Raw genomic sequence first — 18,026 nt, forward strand, 5'->3', positions numbered from 1 at the left:
TACGCCCCGGTGCCCGGGTCGGCCCGCGCACCACCTGCCCCATCCGCCACGACGACCGGTTCGTATGGCCAGCTTCCGGCCCGACACGCCGCCTCAGTTGGGCACACGATCCGCTTAGCGGATCGTGTGCCCAACTAGCGCCGAGGGAGCGGACGGGACCGACAGGGGTGGGAGGGACCGACCGGGGCGGGCGGGGCGTCAGAGGGTCGAGGTGACCGGGCCGCGGGTGATGGTGACCGGTCCGTTGCCGACCGCCGGGTCGAGGGCCACCGAGGCGGGGTCCCCGGGCCGCTGCGGGGTCAGCACGGTCGTCCACGTCATCCGACCGCCGGCGGTGGGGAACCGGTACGACCGCGCCAGCACCGTGCCCGGCGCCTTGTGCCCCCAGGACGTGGTGTGCCAGCCCTCCGACGACCCCGACCGGCCCCGGCGCGTCGACCACGACCCCGGCCCGGACCCGACCACCGTGACCCGCTGCCCGTCGCCGACCAGGGTGACCTGTGCCCCCGAGACCGCCACCCCCGTGCCCGGCGTCACCTGCCACCGCTGCGTCACGATGCGCGGCGGCGGGGGCTTGGGCTTCGGCGGCTTCGGACACTTCGGTGGCTTGGCGCCGGGCTTCGGCGGCTTCTTCGGCTTGCAGGGCTTGGGCTTCGGCGGCTTCGGGGTGATGTCCTTCGCGGTCAGCGAGTCGGTCACCACCAGCGCGTCGACGGCGCGGTCGTAGCGCACGCACCGCACCCAGACCACGGTCGACCAGGACGTGTCCCGCACGCACGCGATGTCCCGGCCGTCCTGGCCGCCGGCCCCGCGGTCGACCAGGCGCACGGACGACGAGGTACGCCGGACGGCGGCGACCGTCAGCGACGAGTGCGCCGAACGCGTCTTGAGGAAGGCGCGCAACCGGCTGGTGTTGTAGCGGTACGGACCCGGGTCGCCGATCCACTCCCGGCCGAGGGCGAAGAACGTCAGCCCGCCGCCGTCGTCGTGGGAGTGGGCCGTACGCGGGCGGGACGACGTGAAGCGCAGCGAGTAGAAGCTGTCCGCGGCCTCGGCCACCCGCTGGGGCAGCCGCCAGGTGGCGCGGCCGAACACGTAGCCGCCGCTGAACACGGAGTACAGCCGACCGGGGGCCGTGCCGATCGCGCCGGCGGTGCGCACCCAGTCCGCCTCCGGCAGGCCGACGCCGAAGGAGCTCGGCAGCGGCTGCGCGATGCCGTCACCCAGCGACTCCAGCCGGAAGTCCGGGCGCACCGCCTGCGCGATGAAGTCGTACAGCCGGTTGCGCAGCGTCGGGATCGGCGCCGGGGAGGTACCGCACTCGGCCGCGGCACGCTCGATCTCGCGCAGGAGCTGCTCGTCGTAGACGGCGTACGCCGGTGAGCCCTCCACGTCGGAGCCGTCGTCCTGCACGACCCCGCGCGCGACCGCGACCAGGTTGCGCCAGCCGGAGTTGCGCATCCACCCGTCGTTGCGCCAGCAGCCGACCGCGAACGCGCCGGTCTGCCGGATCAGGTCGGTGTTGTTGACGCCGTACCCGACCGACTGGCCCCCGTGGTAGGTGGACAGCATCGACCGGGCGTCACGGATCGCCGCCTTGCGCATCGCCTTGTCGCCCAACGTCTGCGCGGCGCACAGCAGGGTCTGGGTCCGTTTGCCGCCGAAGATGGACGCCTTGATCCAGTACGACCGGTCGGACGACTTCGCGTGGTCCTTGATCCAGAAGCGGATCAGCTGGGTGAACCGATCGATCATCGCCCGGTTCTGCGTGCGCACGCCGACGTAGAGCAGCGGCAGCGCCCAGTCCAGCGAGTGCACGTGCCGGTTGCCGGAGGTGTCGGCGGTGCGCTGCGGCTTCCAGTTCGGGTGCGTGGTGAGCGTGTACGTGCCGCCCTTGCCCAGGTCGACCCGGCCGGCCATCAGGTCACGGGCCCAGCGCTTCTCCTTCGCCCACGTCTTCGGCGGGTACAGCGCCAGGCACCAGGAGCCGATCTCGGTGGGCAGCGGGTCCGGCGGGCGCGGGGTCGGGACGGTCGGCGGAGACGGGGTCCCCGGATCGGTCGGCACGCCCGGGTCCGTGGGCGTGCCGGGGTCCGTGGGCGCCGTCGGATCCGCGGGCAGGCCGGGGTCGGTCGGCACGGTCGGGTCGGTCGGCACGGTCGGGTCGGTCGGGGTCCCCGGGTCGCTCGGCACCGGATCGGCGGCGACGTCCGCGGCGCCGGCACCGGGCGCGGCGGTCGCCGAAGGCGGGACCGCGAGCAGCAGCGAGGCGGCCAGGACGGCCCCCGTCGTCGAGGCGAGGGCGCGCGACCACCGACCGACGCCCTCCGCACGCATGCGCCCCATCCTCACCCGGGACGGGGCGGGACGTCACCCCCATACGCGGACAATTCACCCGCAATCCCCGCCCCGCACCTCCGCCGGTGGAACGTACGACCGGCCCTCGGCGCCCGGGAGGTGGCCGAAGGTTCCACCGGTGCGAGGGGGTCCACCAGCGGCGCGGGAGGGTCCGCCCCCGAAGGGGTCAGGGGGTGGCCACGCCCGGGGATTCGGCGGGCAGCCGGGCGATCCGGTCCCGCGCGGCCCGCTGCGACGGGGACTGCGGGCCCAGCGCCGCCGCCAGACCGGCCAGCATCGCCCGGACGGCGGGCCGGGCCAGCCGCGCCGGTACGGGCGGCAGTCCCAGCACCTCCCGGTGGTGCGGCCGCAGCGTCGACACCGCACCGGCCACCAGCACCGCGTACGGAGGCCGCGCCGCCAGCGGCAGCGGCGCATCCCGGATGAACCGCACCGTGTCCCGGGTCGCGTCGTCCCCGCGCAGCACCGGGTCGAACCCGGCCAGGGCCGCGTCCAGCTCGGCCACCGAACGGGGCGGGTCGACCACGCCGACCAGCTCGGCCGCCGTCGCCCACTCCCGCACGTACGCGTCCTCGCCGCCCGGGATCGGGCCGCCCCACACCCGGTGGGTGGCGAGGAAGGAGTCGGTGAACGCCACATGCACCCAGCGCAGCAGGTCCGGGTCGGAGGCGGCGTACGGGGCGCCCTCGAACGAGCCGCGGACCTTGCGGTGCAGGCCGCGCACCCGGGCGGACTCGCGCTCGGCCGCCGCCCGGTCGCCGAAGGTGGTGACCGTCAGCCAGCGCGTCGTCCCGGCCAGCCGGCCGAGCGGGTCCTGCTCGTAGCGGGAGTGCTCGCGGACCCCGGCCAGCGCGACCGGGTGCAGCGCCTGCATGAGCAGCGCCCGTACCCCGCCCACCAGCGTCGGCAGCGACCCGTGCACCGTCCAGGCCGCGGAGCCGGGCCCGAAGTAGCCCTCGTCGGCCCCGTCGGCGAGTGCGCGCACCCAGTCCGGCTGCCCGCTCGGGTCACCGGAGACGATCCGCCGGAACCCGGCGGACACCCGCTCCCGCGCGACGTCGAGCGGGCCGCGCGGCGAGGACGGGACTGTGGTGCTCACCGGACCAGGGTGCCCGCGGCAGCGCGGGCGCGCATCCGCAGCCGTCGGCCCCCCGCGAGAGCATGGGTCGCATGACCACGCCGGCAGCACCCGACTGCTCCTTCAAGGACCTGTGCCTCGACGCGCCCGACGCGGAGCCGCTGGCCCGGTTCTGGGCCGCCGCGCTCGGCCGGCCGGTCCGCGACTGCGGCGACGGCGGCTGGCAGGTCCAGCCCGTCGCGGGCCGGGGCCCGGCGGAGGGCATCTGGGTGGACCCGGTGCCCGAGCCGCGCACCGTCAAGACCCGGGTCCACCTCGACCTGCGCCTGGCCGCCCCGGACCCCGGCGCCCTGCTGGCCCTCGGCGCCACGGTGCTCCGCGAGCCCGGCGCCGACGGCACCGACGACCACTGGTGGGTGCTCGCCGACCCCGACGGCAACGCGTTCTGCGCCTTCCCGCCGCGGACCGGGTCCGCAGCCGGTCCTGATGACCCGTCGGGCACCCCGTTCGAGCTGGTGGTCGACGCCCGCGACGCCGAGGCGCAGGCCCGCTGGTGGGCCGAGCGCACCGGTGGGACCGCGCGCAGCGAGGGCGGCGTGCCCTGGTGGTGGGTCGAGGGCACGGCCGGGTTCCCGTACGACGCGTGGGTCTTCAACCCCGTCCCCGAACCCAAGTCGGTGAAGAACCGGATGCACTGGGACGTACGGCTGGCCGGCACCGACCCGGCCGCGCTCCTCGCCGCCGGAGCCACGCTGCTGCGCGAGCCGGACGACGAGATCGACTGGTGGGTGCTTGCCGATCCGGAGGGCAACGAGTTCTGCGCGTTCTCCCCAGCCGCGGACTGAGGCGGCAGACCCTTACACAACTCTCACCCGTCCGGAGCGACTCCCTCACCCGGCTGCCGCAGGATCGGGTGCATGAGCAGCAGCACCCTGGACCGGCCAGCCGCCGTGCCCCCGGTCCAGCCGCCCGCGCCTTCCGCGGGCGGCGCACCCCCGCCCCGCGCTCCCAGGTCGATTGCCCGCGGGACCCGGGGCCGCTCCCCCCAGACCTCCCCGCACCAGCCGGCCCGGGCCCCGCACCGGGCCACCCGCTGGGTCGCCGACGCCGCGGCCTGGCTGGCCGGCATCGGCCTCGGCGTCGTCCTCGGGATCTACGCGGCCACCCGCACGGCCACGCCCGACTCCTGGGCCACGGCACTGACCGAGACCGGTCGCCTGACCGGCCTGGTGGGCACGTACGGCGTGCTGCTCGTCCTGCTGCTGGCCGCCCGCATCCCGTGGCTGGAGCGTGAGGTCGGCCAGGACCGGCTGATCCGCTGGCACCGGCTGCTCGCCCCCTGGTCGCTGGCGCTGATCGCCGCCCACGTCGTGCTCATCACGGCCGGCTATGCGCTGACCGACCGCGTCGGGTTCGCGCCCGAGGCCTGGACGCTGGTCTCGTCGTACCCGTGGGTGCTGCCCGCACTCGCCGGCTTCGTCCTCATGCTCGTCGCCGGGTTCAGCTCCTACCGCCGGGTCCGGCGCCGGATGACGTACGAGACCTGGTGGGTCACCCACCTGTACACCTACCTCGCCGTCGCCCTGGCGTTCGCGCACCAGGTGGTGCTCGGGGCGCCGTTCGTGGAGCACCGGTGGGCGCAGGCGGTGTGGATCGCGATGTACGCCGTCACCCTCGGCTCGCTGGTCGCGTTCCGGTTCGCGCTGCCGCTGTGGCGCGGCGCGCGGCACGACCTGCGGGTCGCCGGGGTCGTGCGCGAGTCCGCGGACACGGTGAGCGTGTGGGTCACCGGCCGCGGCCTGGACCGCATGCGCGTCGCCGGCGGCCAGTTCTTCGCCTGGCGGTTCCTGACCCGGCAGTGGTGGTGGCAGGCGCACCCGTACTCCCTGTCGGCCTCCCCCGACGGCCGCCACCTGCGGATCACCGTGAAGGACCTCGGCGACCAGAGCCGCGAGCTGGCCCGGCTGCGCCCGGGGACCCGGGTGCTGGCCGAGGGTCCGTACGGCGCCTTCACCGCCGGGCACCGGCGCTCCGACCGGGTCGTGCTCGTCGGCGGCGGCGTCGGCATCACCCCGATCCGCGCCGTGCTGGAGGACCTGCCCTACGACGCGCCCGTGGACGTGCTGTACCGCGCCCCCCGCCCTGAGGCCGTGGTCCTGCACGCCGAGCTGGACGCGCTGGCCCGCGCGCGGCCGCGGACCCGGGTCCGCTACCTGGTCGGCAGCCGCCGGCAGTTCCCGCTGGACGCGCGCAGCCTGACCTGGCTGGTGCCCGACCTGGCCGCCGCCGACGTGTACGTGTGCGGGCCGGACGACCTGGTGACCGCGGTCCGGGAGGCCACGCGGGTCGCCGGGGTCCCGCCCGAGCGCGTGCACAGCGAGGACTTCGCGTTCCTCCCCGGCTGACCCCGCTCACCCACCGAGCCCCCGACCGAGACCCCGTCCGCGTTCCCGTCCCCGACCCGACGCCCGACCCGAACCCCGACCCTGGAGGCGATCCCCGTGAAGCGGGCCCTGCTCGTCAGTACCGGCACCGTCGCCGGACTCGTCACGGTGCTGGTCCTCAACCCCACCTCGCAGACCGTGCTGACCGCGACCGCGGCCAGCGCCGCCGACAGCAGTGCCTCCGACAGCAGCAGCACCGACAGCGGCAGCACCGACAGCGGTGCCGCCGACAGCGGGTCCGGCTCCGGCAGCACGACCCCGGACGGCGGCACGGGTTCCAGCGGCTCGGGCTCCGGCGGCTCCGGGGCGGGCGACTCCGGCACGGCGACCGGGACCTACGAGGGCGACACCATCCAGACCCGCTGGGGCCCGGTACAGGTGCAGGCGGTGGTCGAGGGCGGGTCGCTGACCGACGTCCAGGCGCTGCAGCTGCCCAGCGGCGACCACCGGTCGTACCAGATCAGCGTCCAGGTCGAGCCGATGCTGCGCGAACAGGCGCTCGCCGCCCAGTCGGCCGCGATCGACGGGGTGTCCGGCGCCACGTACACCTCCGACGGCTACGCGCGGTCCCTCGCGTCCGCCCTCGACCGGGCCGGGCTGTGACCGGGCTCGCCGGCGCGGCCGGACCGACGGTCACGGCGCTCCCGGCCGGGCCGCGGCACCTGCACGCCGAGCACGTCTGGGGCACGGTGGTGACCCTGGACCTGCGCGGGCCCGAGGTCGACGAGGCCGGCCGCGAGCGCATCGACGCCGCGGTGCGCGGGACCGTCGCCTGGCTGCACCACGTGGACCGGGTGTTCAGCCCGTTCCGCGAGGACAGCGAGGTGTGCCGGGTCCGCCGGGGCGAGCTCGACACCGCGCCCGGCGGCCTCGCCTCGGGCGACCTGCGGGAGGTGGTCGCGCGCTGCCGGGCGGCCGTGGCGGCCACGGCCGGCGCCTACGACCCGTGGGCGCTGCCTCAGGGCTTCGACCCCTCCGGCCTGGTCAAGGGCTGGGCCGCGCAGCGGGCCGCCGACCTGCTGGTCGGGTACGGGTTCCGGCACCTCAAGGTCGACGCGGGCGGGGACGTCGTGGTGCGCGGCGGGGCCTCGCCCTACCGGCCCTGGGTGCTGGGCATCCAGCACCCCCAGGACGCCGATGCCGTAGTCGCCACGGTGGCGCTCGACGACGGCTGCGTGGCGACCTCCGGGCGCTACCAGCGCGGCGACCACGTGGTGGACCCGCTGACCGGCCGGCCGGCCACCGCGGTGCAGACCGCGACGGTGGTCGGGCCGGATGCAGGACTGGCGGACGCGCTCGCGACCGGGCTGCTGGTGGCCGGCCGCGACGGCGCCCGCTGGGTCTCGCAGCGCCCCGGCTGGTCGGCGTTCGTCGCCGCCGGCGGCGAGGCCTGGAGCGTCGGCCCCGCCTTCGGCTGACCACCACCGCCGCGTGCGGCGGCCCGTCACGACCGGATCCGGCTGCCCGGCTCGAACACTCGCACCCCACCGCACGGTCCCGCATCACCCGTCACACCTGGTGGAACGTCTGACCACGCGCGCCTCGGCGCGACGTGGTCAGACGTTCCACCAGCCAGAGGCCCCGGGAGCGAAGCACTCACGAACCAGCCTGGTCCCGTCGCCCCCGGGCGCCGGGCGGCCGCGGGACTCAGCGGGTGTCGCGCAGGCCGGACAGCTCGGCCAGTGCCGCGGTCACCAGGACCCGCACCCCGTGGGCGAGGCAGTCCTCGTCGACATCGAAGTTCGCCGCGTGCAGGTCCAGCCGGTCCGCCCCGTTGTCGGGTCCGTGCACCCCGAGCCGCGCGTACGAACCGGGCGTGTCCTCCAGGTACCACGCGAACGAGTCCCCGCCCATCGACCGCGGCGTCTCCACGACCCGGTCCGGGCCGAGCAGCGCACGGCCGGCGTCGGCCAGCACCGCAGTCGCCCGTGGCTCGTTCACCACCGGCGGGACGCCGCGGACGTGCGACAGGGACCACCCGGCGCCGGTCGGCCCCACGACCGCCGCGACCGCCTTCTCCAGCAACTCCTCGGTGACGTCCCACACCTCGCGGTACGGCGTCCGGATCGACCCGCGCAGCACCGCCGAGGCCGGGATCACGTTCGCGGCGTCGCCGGAGTGGACCGCACCGAAGACCAGGCTCACCTCGCCGTACGGCTCCGCCAGCTCGGTCAGCGCCGCGGGCAGCCCGCGGATGACCTCGGCGGCGACGCTGACCAGGTCCACCGTCAGTTGCGGCCGGGCGGTGTGCCCTCCCGGCCCGTGCAGCCGCAGCTCGAAGGAGTCGGAGGCCGCGGTCATCGCCCCGACCCGCACGCCCAGGTGGCCCACGTCCAGCTTGGGGTCGCAGTGCACCGCGTAGACGGCGTCGACGCCGTCGAACCAGCCGGTCCCCAGCACCTCGACCGCCCCGCCGGGCACCGTCTCCTCCGAGGGCTCGAAGACCAGCCGGACCCGGCCGGTCAGCCCCAGCCCGTCGCGCATCCCCAGCAGGACCAGCCCCGCGCCGAGCACCACCGCCGTGTGGACGTCGTGCCCGCACGCGTGGGCGACGCCGGGCACCCGGGACCGGTACGGCACCGCCTTCTCGTCCTCCATGGCGAGCGCGTCGATGTCGGCGCGCAGCACCACGGTCCGCACCGGACCGGCGGCAGCGCCGTCAGCACCCTCCGCGCCGTCCCCCGGGCCCAGGTCGAGGTCGCACACCAGGCCGGTGCCGGACGGCAGCACCCGCGGGTCCAGGCCCTCGACCCGCAGCCGCTCCGCGATCTCCTCGGTGGTCCAGTACTCCTGGCCGGACAGCTCGGGGTGGGCGTGCAGGGTGCGCCGGAACGAGCGCAGCTCGCCGAGGTGCTCGCGGACCAGCCGGTCGAGGTCGTCCCCGTGGGACCGCAGCAGCGTGTCCACACCGGACCCCACGACGGGGTCCGGTGCGGGGATGGAGCCGTCGATCACGCGGTCACCCTCCGGGTCGGTCGGTCAGCAGCTCGCGGCGGAGCAGGTCCACGACGTCCTCGAGGGATCCCCCGGCATCGACGACGCTGCGCTGCCGAACATATCCCGGGCCGCGCTCCAGGATCAGCCCGATGTCGGCCAGATCCTCCGCGCAGCCGAGCCGCTCGGCCACCGGCGCGAGCTCGGCGACCAGTCCGGCCGCCAGCTCGGCCAGCGGCTGGGACCGCCCGTCGGCGTCGAGGATGACCTCCGCGTCGGTGCCATACCGCACGGCGCGCCACTTGTTCTCCCGCAGCACCCACTCGGGCAGCCGCGGCGGCCGGTCGCCCGCGTCGACCCGTTCCGCGAGCTCGGTCACCAGGCACTGCCCCAGCGCGGCCAGCGCCATCGCCTCCCGCAGCGTCGGCACCGCGTCGCACATCCGCAGCTCGACGGTGCCGAAGTCGGGGTGCGGTCGTACGTCCCACCAGATCTCGCGGACTGACTGCACCGTGCCGGTCCGGATCATCGCCGCCAGCAGCGCCTCGAACTCGGCCCAGTCCGTCAGCGGAGGCGGCAGCCCGGTGCGCGGCATGGCGCCGAACACGACCGCCCGGGCCGAGGCGATGCCGGTGTCCTGACCGTGCCAGTACGGGCTGGACGCGGACAGCGCGAGCAGGACCGGCAGGTACGTGGTCAGCGCGCCGGTCACCCCGATCGCGGTCTCCGCGGAGCGGACGCCCACGTGCACGTGCAGCCCGTGGGTCGCCAGCCGGCGCACCGGCCACTGGATCTGCTCGACGATCTCGGCGTAGCGCTCGCCCGGGGAGTACGCCAGCTGGTGCCACGGGGTGAACGGGTGCAGCCCGGTGCTCACCACCCCGATGCCGCGCGGCTCGAGCACGTCGAGCAGCTCGCTCACCTCCACCGCGAGGTCGTGCCGGGCGTCGGCCACCGACCCGCAGACCCCGGTGACGATCTCGACGGTGGACTCGTACAGCTCGTGCTTGATCCGCGGATGCGTCCCCGCGGCCGGGCCCTGCCCCAGCTCGGCGATCACCTCGCTGGCAGCGCACACCAGGCCGCGGCCGTCGGGGTCGACGAGGGCGAGCTCCATCTCGACGCCGAGGGTGCTGCGCTCGGACCCGCGGAACTCCACCCGCTCACCCCTCTCGCCGGTGGCAGCGTACGGCGGCGGTCTACGGTGCGTCTCGTGACCGACACCCGACCGGGTGGCCGCAGCGGCCCGCAGGTGCCCCGGGTGGCGCGCGCCGTCGGGCCGCCCGGGTCCGCCGCGGTCGCCGCCGGTTCCCAGGCCACCGCGGACGCCGCCGCCGAGGTGCTGCGGGCCGGCGGCAACGCCGTGGACGCGGTCATCGCCGCCGGCCTCGCGGCCACGGTCGCCGAGCCGGGGCTGACCAGCCTCGCGGGCGGCGGGTTCCTGCTGTCCCGATCCCCCGCCGGCGACCTGACGCTGGTCGACTTCTTCGTCCAGACCCCCGGCCTGGACCGCGACCCCGCGCTGCCGGTGTCCGACTTCGTCCCGGTGACGGTGAAGTTCGCCGGCGAGGACCAGGTCTTCCACGCCGGCGGCGGCGCGGTCGCGGTGCCGGGCGTGCTCGCCGGCTACCTCACGGCGCACCGCGCTCTGGGCCGGCTGCCGCTGGCCCAGGTCGTCGCCCCGGCCCGTCGGCTGGCCGAGCGCGGCGCGGTGATCGAGCCGGCCCAGGCCGAGGTCCTGTTCCTCATCGGCGGGGTGCTGCGCGTGACCCCGCCCAGCCGGGCGCTGTACGAGCGCGACGGCAGGTCGCTGGCCGCGGGTGACCGCTTCGCCGACCCCGACCTGGCCGACTTCCTCCGGCTGATCGCCGACGAGGAGGTGACCGGGCTGACCTCGCCCGCGTTCGCCGACCCGCTGATGGCGGCCATGGCGGAGTACGGCGGCATGGTGACCCGCGCCGACCTCGCCGCCTACACGGTGCACCGGCGCGAGCCGCTCATCACCGAGCACGCCGGCGCCTTCGTCGTCACGAACCCGATGCCCTCGTTCGGCGGGCCCATCGTCATCGACGCGCTGGCGGCGCTGCGGTCCCGCGGGCGGGTGGCCGGCTGGGGCGACGTGGCGGCGGCGCTGGTAGCGGCGACCGAGCAGCGGCGGCTCGCGGACTCCGAGTCCGCGGGCGTCGCCACCCAGGTGTCGCGCGGCACCACGCACGTGAGCGTGGTGGACGCCGACGGCGGCACCGCGGCGATGACGACGTCGAACGGCAGCTGCTCGGGCGTGGTGGTCCCGGGCACCGGCATCCAGTTGAACAACATGCTCGGCGAGGACGACCTGAACCCCGGCGGCCAGCACTCGCTGGCGCCCGGCCTGCGGATGGGCTCGATGATGGCGCCCACCGTCGTCGTACGCCCCGACGGCAGCGTGGTCGCGCTGGGCAGCGGGGGCAGCAAGCGGATCCGGTCGGCGCTGCTCGCCGTCACGGTGCGGCTGCTGGACCGCGGGGAGTCGCTGGCGGACGCGGTGGCCGCGCCGCGGGTGCACCCGTCCGACGGGTCGATCCAGGTCGAGCCGGGTCACACCCCCGAGGCGCTGGCCTCGCTCGGGGCCGTGGCACCGGTGCACGAGTGGCAGGCGCCGAACCTGTACTTCGGCGGCGTGCACGCGGTCGCCCGGTCAGCGGACGGCGCCGTGGAGGCGGTGGCCGACCCCCGCCGCGGCGGCGCCGTCGCCCTGGTCCGCCCCGCCTAGGACACCGACACGGTCGCTACCGGGGAGGGGGGAGGGCCCGGTAACGACCGTGTCGGTTCTCGAGAGGGGAAGTGGTCAGCCCTGCTGGCTGCCGAGGACCACGTCCAGGGTCTGGGTGCTGCCACCGCGCTCGACGGTCAGCGAGACCGTGTCGCCGGGGGCCTTGGCGCGGATGGCCACGATCAGCTCGGTGCCGTCGGCCACCTTGGTGCCGTCGACCGCGGTGATGACGTCCCCGGCCTGCAGGCCGGCCTTGGCGGCACCGCTGTCCGGGGTGACCTCGGCGACCTTGCCGCCGGGGCCGGTGTACTGCATGTCGAGCTGCACGCCGATGACGGGCGTGGCCGACGACCCGGAGGAGATGATCTCCTCCGCGATCCGCTTGGCCTGGTCGATGGGGATGGCGAAGCCGAGCCCGATCGAGCCGGCCTGGCCGGTCGTGCCGGCGCCGAGGGTCGCGATGGCCGAGTTGACGCCGATGACCTCGCCCTTGCCGTTGACCAGCGGGCCGCCGGAGTTGCCGGGGTTGATGGCCGCGTCGGTCTGGATGGCGTTGATGAAGGCCGTCTCACCCTCGCCGCCGGCGGTCACCGGGCGGTTCAGCGCGCTGACGATGCCGGAGGTCACGGTGCCCTGCAGGCCGAGCGGGGACCCGATCGCGATGGTGGTGTCGCCGACGTTCAGCGAGGCGCTGGACCCCAGCGCGACGGCGGGCAGGTCGGTGCGGTCCACCTTGACGACGGCGAGGTCGTAGCCGGGGTTGGCACCGACCAGGGTGCCCTTGGCGGTCGAGCCGTCGGAGAACAGCACCTCGATGGTGCCGCCCTGGCCGGCCGGGCCCGCGACGTGGTTGTTGGTGAGGATGTAGCCGTCGCTGCGGATCACGAAGCCGGACCCGGTGCCCTCGCCGGTGGCGCCGGACACGTTGAGCTGGACCACCGAGGGCTGCACCGCGGCGGCGACCGCGGCGATCGAGCCGTCGGCCGGGATCGACGGCGAGGCGCCGCCGATGGTCGACGCGGCGGCGGTGGTCCCGGTGTCGTTGCGGTCGGCCAGCGTGTAGCCGACGGCCCCGCCGACCCCGCCGGCGAGCAGCGCGGCCACGGCGGCGGCCGAGACCACGGCGACCGCGGTGCGGCCGCGGCGGGGGCCGCCGGTCGAGGGGGCCGTGGGAGCGGGCACGTACGGCGGCGGGGGCCCGACCACCGGGTCGCCCACGGGCGGCGGCGCGGACGTCGCGCCGTGCGGGGCGTAGGAGCCGTAGCCGCCGTAGCCGGCATCCGCGCCGTACGGGGGCGGCGGGGTGGTGCCGGTCCGGTACGGCGCGGTGGCGTAGGTCTCGGTGCCGTACGCGGGGGCGCCGTACGGGTCGGAGCCGTACGCGTCGCGCGCGCCGGGGGCGGTGTCGGTCGGGGTGCTCACGGGGGTCCTCCTGGACGTTCGGTGCGGCGGTCCTGCACTGCCGTCGACGTCCACTGTGCGGCACCGGTTTCGCCTCGGACACCGGGCGAGCCGGTCCTGACGTTCCTCGTACAGAGGCCTGTCGATCCGCTCACGCAGGGGCGCCGTGTGCGGCCTCGCGCGGCCCTCAGCCGTGGTGCTCCTCGGTGCGCCCTAGGAAGGACAGGAAGTCCGCCGGCGGCAGCGCGGCGGACCACAGGAACCCCTGGGCCAGGTCCACCCCGCGGGCCCTGAGCTCGGCTAGGTGCGCCGGGGTCTCCACGCCCTCCGCGACCGTGCGCAGCCGCAGGGCGCGGGCCAGCGCGACGACCGACTCGACGATCGCGGTGTCGTCGGGGTCGTGGCCCAGGCCGAAGACGAAGGCCCGGTCGATCTTGAGCAGGTCCACCGGGAACTGCTTGATCCGCGCCAGCGAGGAGTACCCGGTGCCGAAGTCGTCGATGGCCACCTGCACGCCGAGGTCGGCGACGCGACGCAGGATCGACCGGGCCGCCTCCGTCTCCAGCAGGGCGGACTCGGTGATCTCCAGGCACAGCCGGTCCCCGGGCAGGCCCGACTCATCCAGGGCGTCGGCGACCGACCCGAGGAACGACGTGTCCAGCAGCTGGGGCGTGGCGACGTTGACGGCCACGGTCAGCGGGCCGTCCAGGTCCGAGCGCGGCCACTCCGCCGCGGCGCGGGTCGCGCGGCTGAGCACCTGCGAACCCAGTTGGGTGATCAGGCCGGTCCGCTCCGCCAGCGGGATGAACGTGTCCGGCGGGATCTGGTGCCCGAGGTCGTCGGTCCAGCGGGCCAGCGCCTCCGCCCCGACGACCGTGCCCGTCCGCACGTCGAACACCGGCTGGAACCAGGCCTGGATCTCATTGCGGTTCAACGCCTCCCGCAGCTCCGCCTGCAGCTCCAACCGGCGCCGGGACCGTTCGCGCAGGCCCCGGTCGTACACCCGCAGCGAACCCCGGCCGAGGTCGCGGCTGGCCTGGCACGCGGTGGACGCCTCGGTGATGAGGTCCTCCGCGCCCGCGCCGGCTCGGGCCAGTGCCACCCCGACCCGCAGGTCGAGGTGGAGCGACTGCCGTCCGACGCGGTACGGACCCGACGCGATGCCCTGCAGCTCGGTCGCCAGCGCGGTCAGCCGGGACCGGCTGACGCCCGGCACCACGACCAGGAACTGGTCGCCGGAGAAGCGGGCCATGTGTGCACCCGCGGGCAGCACCCGCGCGGCCCGCTCCGCCAGGCCGATCAGGATGGCGTCGCCGGTGTCGTGGCCGTACGTCTCGTTCACGACGCGGAAGTCGTCGACGTCGAGGAACAGCAGTCCGCCGGACGCCTCATCGGTCGGCTCCAGGGTCGCCTGCCGGAGCAGCTCGGTCAGGTCGTGGTCGATGCCACGCCGGTTGAGCAGCCCGGTGAGCGGGTCGTGCAGGGACTCGAACATCAGCCGGGCCTGGTTGTCGACGTGGTCGAGGGCGACCCCCGCGACCAGCGCGAGCCTGCTGAGAGCGTCGAGGTCGGGGGCCGGCGCGAACCCCTCCGGCAGCCGCCAGCCCAGCAGCGCGGCCACCGAACCGCGCCCGCCGATGACCGGGACCACGCACAGGTGGCCGGCGCCGACCGCGTCGACCTGGGGGGCGGACCGCATCGCGGCGTGCGCCCAGGTCCCCGCCGGCGGGGCTGCCTCGGGCTCCGGCCCCTCTCCGGTCCAGTCGTGCCCGGGCGCGGGGTACCACGCCCGCACGGTGCGGTCGTCGGCCAGCTCCGCGACCCCCACCTGCCCGAGGGGGACGAGGCCACCGGCGAGGTACGCCAGTTCGCTCAGGATCCGCGCCGGTCGGCCGCGCGAGAGGGCCACGTCGAGCAGCCGGGCCTCGTCGCGGAGCAGCTCGCGAGCGACGGCCTGGTCGTGGTGGTCGAGGATGACGCCCTCCAGCAGCGCGACCCCGTCGGAGTCGTAGCCGACCACGCGGCCTCGCTCCTGCACCCACCGGACCGAGCCGTCGCGGCGGACGATGCGGTACTCGATGTCGTACGTGTCCCCGATGTCGCGCAGCCGGGCGGTGGACTCGGCGACGTGCCCGGCATCGGCCGGCAGGATCAGGTCGACGAACGTGACCCGACCCGAGACCAGGTCCGCCGGGGCCCGGCCGAACAGGTCCTGGAACCCGTCGCTGACGAACAGCGCCGTGTAGGCCTCGTCGTTGCGGCAGCGGAACGCCACGCCCGGGAGGTTGTCCATCAGGGCGGCCAGCGTCTGCGCCTGGGCCCGCGCCTCGACCAGCAGCACGCCGTGGCTCTCCCGCAACCGAGCCAGCGCCTGGTCGCGCTGGCGCACGGTCACGGCCACCAGGTAGCCGGCCACAGCATCAGGATCGCCAGCGCGGCCAGCCGCCACAGGTCGCCGTCGCGGTAGCCCCCCGTGTGGGTGTCGAGTCCCCCGAGCCCCAGGGACAGGGGGACGGCCAGTGCGATCATCACGGCGTACACCGCGGCGACCACGCCGTGCGCGTACCAGCGGGCGGCCAGCCAGACGACCGGGACCAGCAACAGGTAGCCCGTGGGCACCCCGGTGAGGAAGAGGACCGCGGCCACACCGGCCACCAGCGACAGCGCGAGCAGCACGAGGGCCCACAGCTGCTCGGCTCGGGTCGACTGCCGCGGGGGCGTCGGGTCGGAGGACCACCACACCAGGAACGGGACGGGGATGAGGATCCCGCCGAGCGCCGACATCACCATCCACAGGCCGGCCCGGCCCTCGCCGAAGCCCACCCCCTCGACGCTGAGGACGGCGGCCGCGAGGAGCCCCGAGAGGAGGGGTACGACCAGGCAGGTGACCGCGACGAGGGCCAGCAGCGAGGCCAGCGAGGCCACCCGTCCCCCCGGCAGCCGGCTCCGGAGCAGGCCGACCGCGGCCAGCAGGGCCGCTCCCGTCCCGATGGCGACGGCCAGGGCCCCGAGCGGTCCCACCGCGACCCAGGCGCCGATCCCCGCCACCACGAGGACGACGAACCCCCACCGCAGCCGGGTGGCCAGCGCGACCAGGACCGCGACCGATCCCATCGGCCAGACCGGGAAGCGCTCCGCCCCGACCAGCACGCCCACTGCCACGACGGCTCCGACGGCGAGAGCGGTCAGGACCCAGGTGGCCGGTTCGCGCCAGTGCCGGAGGAAGGCGCCGAACGGGGTCCCACGCGCACCGCGGGGACCCGCGTCCGCGGTCGCCGCCGTCCGGTCCGGCATGCCGTCTCCCGTCGCCGCCCTGGCTGGGCCGCCCCGTCCCTGCATGGTGGCACCGGGGTGGGTGTGGTCGCAGCGTGACGCGGCATCGCGGCACGAGGCGGCATCTTCGTAGCGAGCAGGATCTCGGTGCGGGCCGGGATCTCGGTGCGGGGCGGGATCGCGCCGGGTCGTGGCGTCGAGCACCCGCCCGCGTGACCGCGATCGGACTGCACCGGCCGCGGCGGTCCGGCATGCTGGCGGTGATGGCGGACGAGCACAGCGACCCCGGAGGGCCTCCGGCGGACGGGCGCGGACAGGACGGGACGGGCGCCGACGGCCTGGGCCCGGCCGAGCGCGCGCTGGCCGCGGCCCGGGGCGCCCTGGACGCCGCCCGGGCCCGGGAGTCGGCGTACGGCATCGCCGCCGCCGAGGTCCGGATGGCGCAGGCCCTGGCAGTCCTCGGCCGCACCGACGAGGCATTGCAGCGGCTCGACGACGCCGGGCGCTACGTCGACCTGCTCCGCGCGGACGGCCGGCACGACACGGTCAGCTGGCTCAAGCGCGCCAGCCCGGCGCTGCCGCCTCCGGGCCAGGACGACGGCGACCTGGGGCTGCTGGAGGCGTACGCCGGGGTGGTGCGCGCGCAGACGCTGGCGGCGGCGGGCCGGTGGGGGGAGGCGTCGGCCGCGGTGGAGGCAGCCACCCCGCTGGTGCGCGGCTGGGGGCGCCGCGACCTGCGCCGGGCGCTGGACGCAGTCCGTACCGCCCTCGCCCAGGCGCACGGGGACCACGTGTCCGCGTTGGCCGGCCTGGACCGGCGGATCCGGGAGACCGAGCGGGCCGACCCCGCGGGCTCGCTGCGGGCCCGGTACGAGCGGGCCGCGGTGCTCCTCGACGACGGGCAGGCGGGCGAGGCGGCGCGCGCGGCGCTGCTGGTGGTACGGGACGCCGACCCGGAGCGGGATGCGGCGCTGGTCGCGGCGAGCCGCCAGCTGCTCGGTGCTGCCCTGGCCGCGGACGGGCGTACCGACGAGGCGCTGACCGCGCTGCGGGCCGCATTCGACGACTTCTCCCGGCTGGGCGACACGGCGGCGGTCCTCGGCGCCGCGCCGGGGCTGGCCGACGGCCTGGTGTCCGCGGGGCGCCCGGCGGAGGCGGTGGACGTCCTGGCCGCCGCGCTGGCGACCGCGGAGGCCGGTGGGTCCGGGCCGGGCGGGTCCGGGGCGGGCCCCGCCGCGGCGCTGCGCTCCTCGCTGGGGGTCGCGTACGACGAGGCCGGCCGGGTGGACGAGGCGGTCACGACGCTGGAGGCCGCGGTGGCGGGCGCGGAGGCCGCCGGCGACCCGGTCGCGGCCGCGGACGCCCGGCACGGGCTGGCGGTCGTGCTGGCGACCCGGCGGGGCGACGACCCCGAGCAGGCGGTGGAGGCGCTGTCGCTGCTGGACGCGGCGCGGGACGCCTACCGCGAGCACGGGCACCCCGACCGCGCGGTGGGCTGCGACCACGAGGCGGCGGCGCTGCTGGGCCGGCTGGGCTCGTACCCCGCCGCGCGGTCCCGGTACGCGGCGGCCGCCGCCGGCTACGAGGGCCTGCCGGAGGCGCTGCGGGACACCGGGTCCTGGCCGGACGAGGTGGCGGACGTGGCCGCGAACCTGGCCCTGCTGGACACCCTGGCGGCGGACCCGTCGGGTACGGAGGTGCCCGACGGCGCCTTCCGGTCCGGCGGCCACCGCATGCGCCACTGACCTCCCACCCGACGACCCTCTGGGGGAACGTACGACCGCCC

General features: G+C 76.1%; 13 protein-coding genes. 6 read left to right on the forward strand and 7 right to left on the reverse strand.

The features are described 5' to 3' along the window. Nucleotides 1–198: 198 nt before the first annotated feature. The gene (locus tag R2737_17760) at nucleotides 199–2,337 is read right to left on the reverse strand and encodes a heparinase II/III family protein (protein MEZ5118110.1); all 2,139 of its coding nucleotides are present in this window, start codon (nucleotides 2,335–2,337) and stop codon (nucleotides 199–201) included. A 187-nt stretch (nucleotides 2,338–2,524) separates the two neighbouring features. Further along, nucleotides 2,525–3,457: an oxygenase MpaB family protein gene (locus R2737_17765; protein ID MEZ5118111.1), complete on the reverse strand. Its 933-nt coding sequence runs from the start codon at nucleotides 3,455–3,457 to the stop codon at nucleotides 2,525–2,527. 71 nt (nucleotides 3,458–3,528) lie between these two features. On the opposite strand from R2737_17765, the gene R2737_17770 reads away from it, so the two are divergent. From R2737_17770 to R2737_17785, 4 genes are all read left to right on the forward strand, one after another. After that, nucleotides 3,529–4,281: a VOC family protein gene (locus R2737_17770; GenBank protein MEZ5118112.1), complete on the forward strand. Its 753-nt coding sequence runs from the start codon at nucleotides 3,529–3,531 to the stop codon at nucleotides 4,279–4,281. Nucleotides 4,282–4,353: 72 nt separating this feature from the next. After that, nucleotides 4,354–5,841: a ferredoxin reductase family protein gene (locus tag R2737_17775; GenBank protein MEZ5118113.1), complete on the forward strand. Its 1,488-nt coding sequence runs from the start codon at nucleotides 4,354–4,356 to the stop codon at nucleotides 5,839–5,841. 96 nt (nucleotides 5,842–5,937) lie between these two features. Next, nucleotides 5,938–6,483: an FMN-binding protein gene (locus R2737_17780; protein ID MEZ5118114.1), complete on the forward strand. Its 546-nt coding sequence runs from the start codon at nucleotides 5,938–5,940 to the stop codon at nucleotides 6,481–6,483. After that, complete coding sequence (locus R2737_17785) at nucleotides 6,480–7,298, forward strand: FAD:protein FMN transferase (GenBank protein MEZ5118115.1); 819 nt, start codon at nucleotides 6,480–6,482, stop codon at nucleotides 7,296–7,298. The genes R2737_17780 and R2737_17785 overlap by 4 nt, the downstream gene beginning before the upstream one ends. A 229-nt stretch (nucleotides 7,299–7,527) precedes the next feature. Here the strand turns inward: R2737_17785 and R2737_17790 are convergent, their stop codons facing one another. Further along, nucleotides 7,528–8,835, reverse strand: a complete 1,308-nt coding sequence (locus R2737_17790) for an amidohydrolase (protein ID MEZ5118116.1) — start codon at nucleotides 8,833–8,835, stop codon at nucleotides 7,528–7,530. Between the two features lie 4 nt (nucleotides 8,836–8,839). After that, complete coding sequence (locus R2737_17795; GenBank protein MEZ5118117.1) at nucleotides 8,840–9,973, reverse strand: glutamate--cysteine ligase; 1,134 nt, start codon at nucleotides 9,971–9,973, stop codon at nucleotides 8,840–8,842. Between the two features lie 54 nt (nucleotides 9,974–10,027). Between R2737_17795 and R2737_17800 the strand changes: the two genes are divergently transcribed. Further along, the gene (locus tag R2737_17800) at nucleotides 10,028–11,566 is read left to right on the forward strand and encodes a gamma-glutamyltransferase (GenBank protein MEZ5118118.1); all 1,539 of its coding nucleotides are present in this window, start codon (nucleotides 10,028–10,030) and stop codon (nucleotides 11,564–11,566) included. A 75-nt stretch (nucleotides 11,567–11,641) separates the two neighbouring features. Here the strand turns inward: R2737_17800 and R2737_17805 are convergent, their stop codons facing one another. The 3 genes from R2737_17805 to R2737_17815 form a co-directional block, all read right to left on the reverse strand. Then, nucleotides 11,642–12,988, reverse strand: a complete 1,347-nt coding sequence (locus tag R2737_17805) for a trypsin-like peptidase domain-containing protein (protein MEZ5118119.1) — start codon at nucleotides 12,986–12,988, stop codon at nucleotides 11,642–11,644. 166 nt (nucleotides 12,989–13,154) lie between these two features. After that, nucleotides 13,155–15,383 carry a GGDEF and EAL domain-containing protein gene (locus R2737_17810; GenBank protein ID MEZ5118120.1) on the reverse strand — a complete coding sequence of 743 codons (2,229 nt, stop codon included), beginning with the start codon at nucleotides 15,381–15,383 and terminating at the stop codon, nucleotides 13,155–13,157. Then, nucleotides 15,359–16,261 carry a hypothetical protein gene (locus R2737_17815; protein ID MEZ5118121.1) on the reverse strand — a complete coding sequence of 301 codons (903 nt, stop codon included), beginning with the start codon at nucleotides 16,259–16,261 and terminating at the stop codon, nucleotides 15,359–15,361. Before R2737_17815 ends, R2737_17810 begins: the two co-directional genes overlap by 25 nt. Before the next feature lie 191 nt (nucleotides 16,262–16,452). Here R2737_17815 and R2737_17820 point away from each other — a divergent pair, with 191 nt between their 5' ends. Continuing rightward, nucleotides 16,453–17,985, forward strand: a complete 1,533-nt coding sequence (locus R2737_17820) for a hypothetical protein (protein ID MEZ5118122.1) — start codon at nucleotides 16,453–16,455, stop codon at nucleotides 17,983–17,985. Nucleotides 17,986–18,026: the final 41 nt, after the last annotated feature.

It is taken from the genome of Candidatus Nanopelagicales bacterium (genome assembly GCA_041393815.1).
Taxonomy (GTDB): Bacteria; Actinomycetota; Actinomycetes; order S36-B12; family JAWKJK01; genus JAWKJK01.

Coding starts and splice junctions, on each gene's coding strand:
- R2737_17760 (MEZ5118110.1), bottom strand. CDS start 2,337: ATGCGTGCGGAGGGCGTCGGTCGGTGGTCGCGCGCCCTCGCCTCGACG.
- R2737_17770 (MEZ5118112.1), top strand. CDS start 3,529: ATGACCACGCCGGCAGCACCCGACTGCTCCTTCAAGGACCTGTGCCTC.
- R2737_17775 (MEZ5118113.1), top strand. CDS start 4,354: ATGAGCAGCAGCACCCTGGACCGGCCAGCCGCCGTGCCCCCGGTCCAG.
- R2737_17815 (MEZ5118121.1), bottom strand. CDS start 16,261: ATGCCGGACCGGACGGCGGCGACCGCGGACGCGGGTCCCCGCGGTGCG.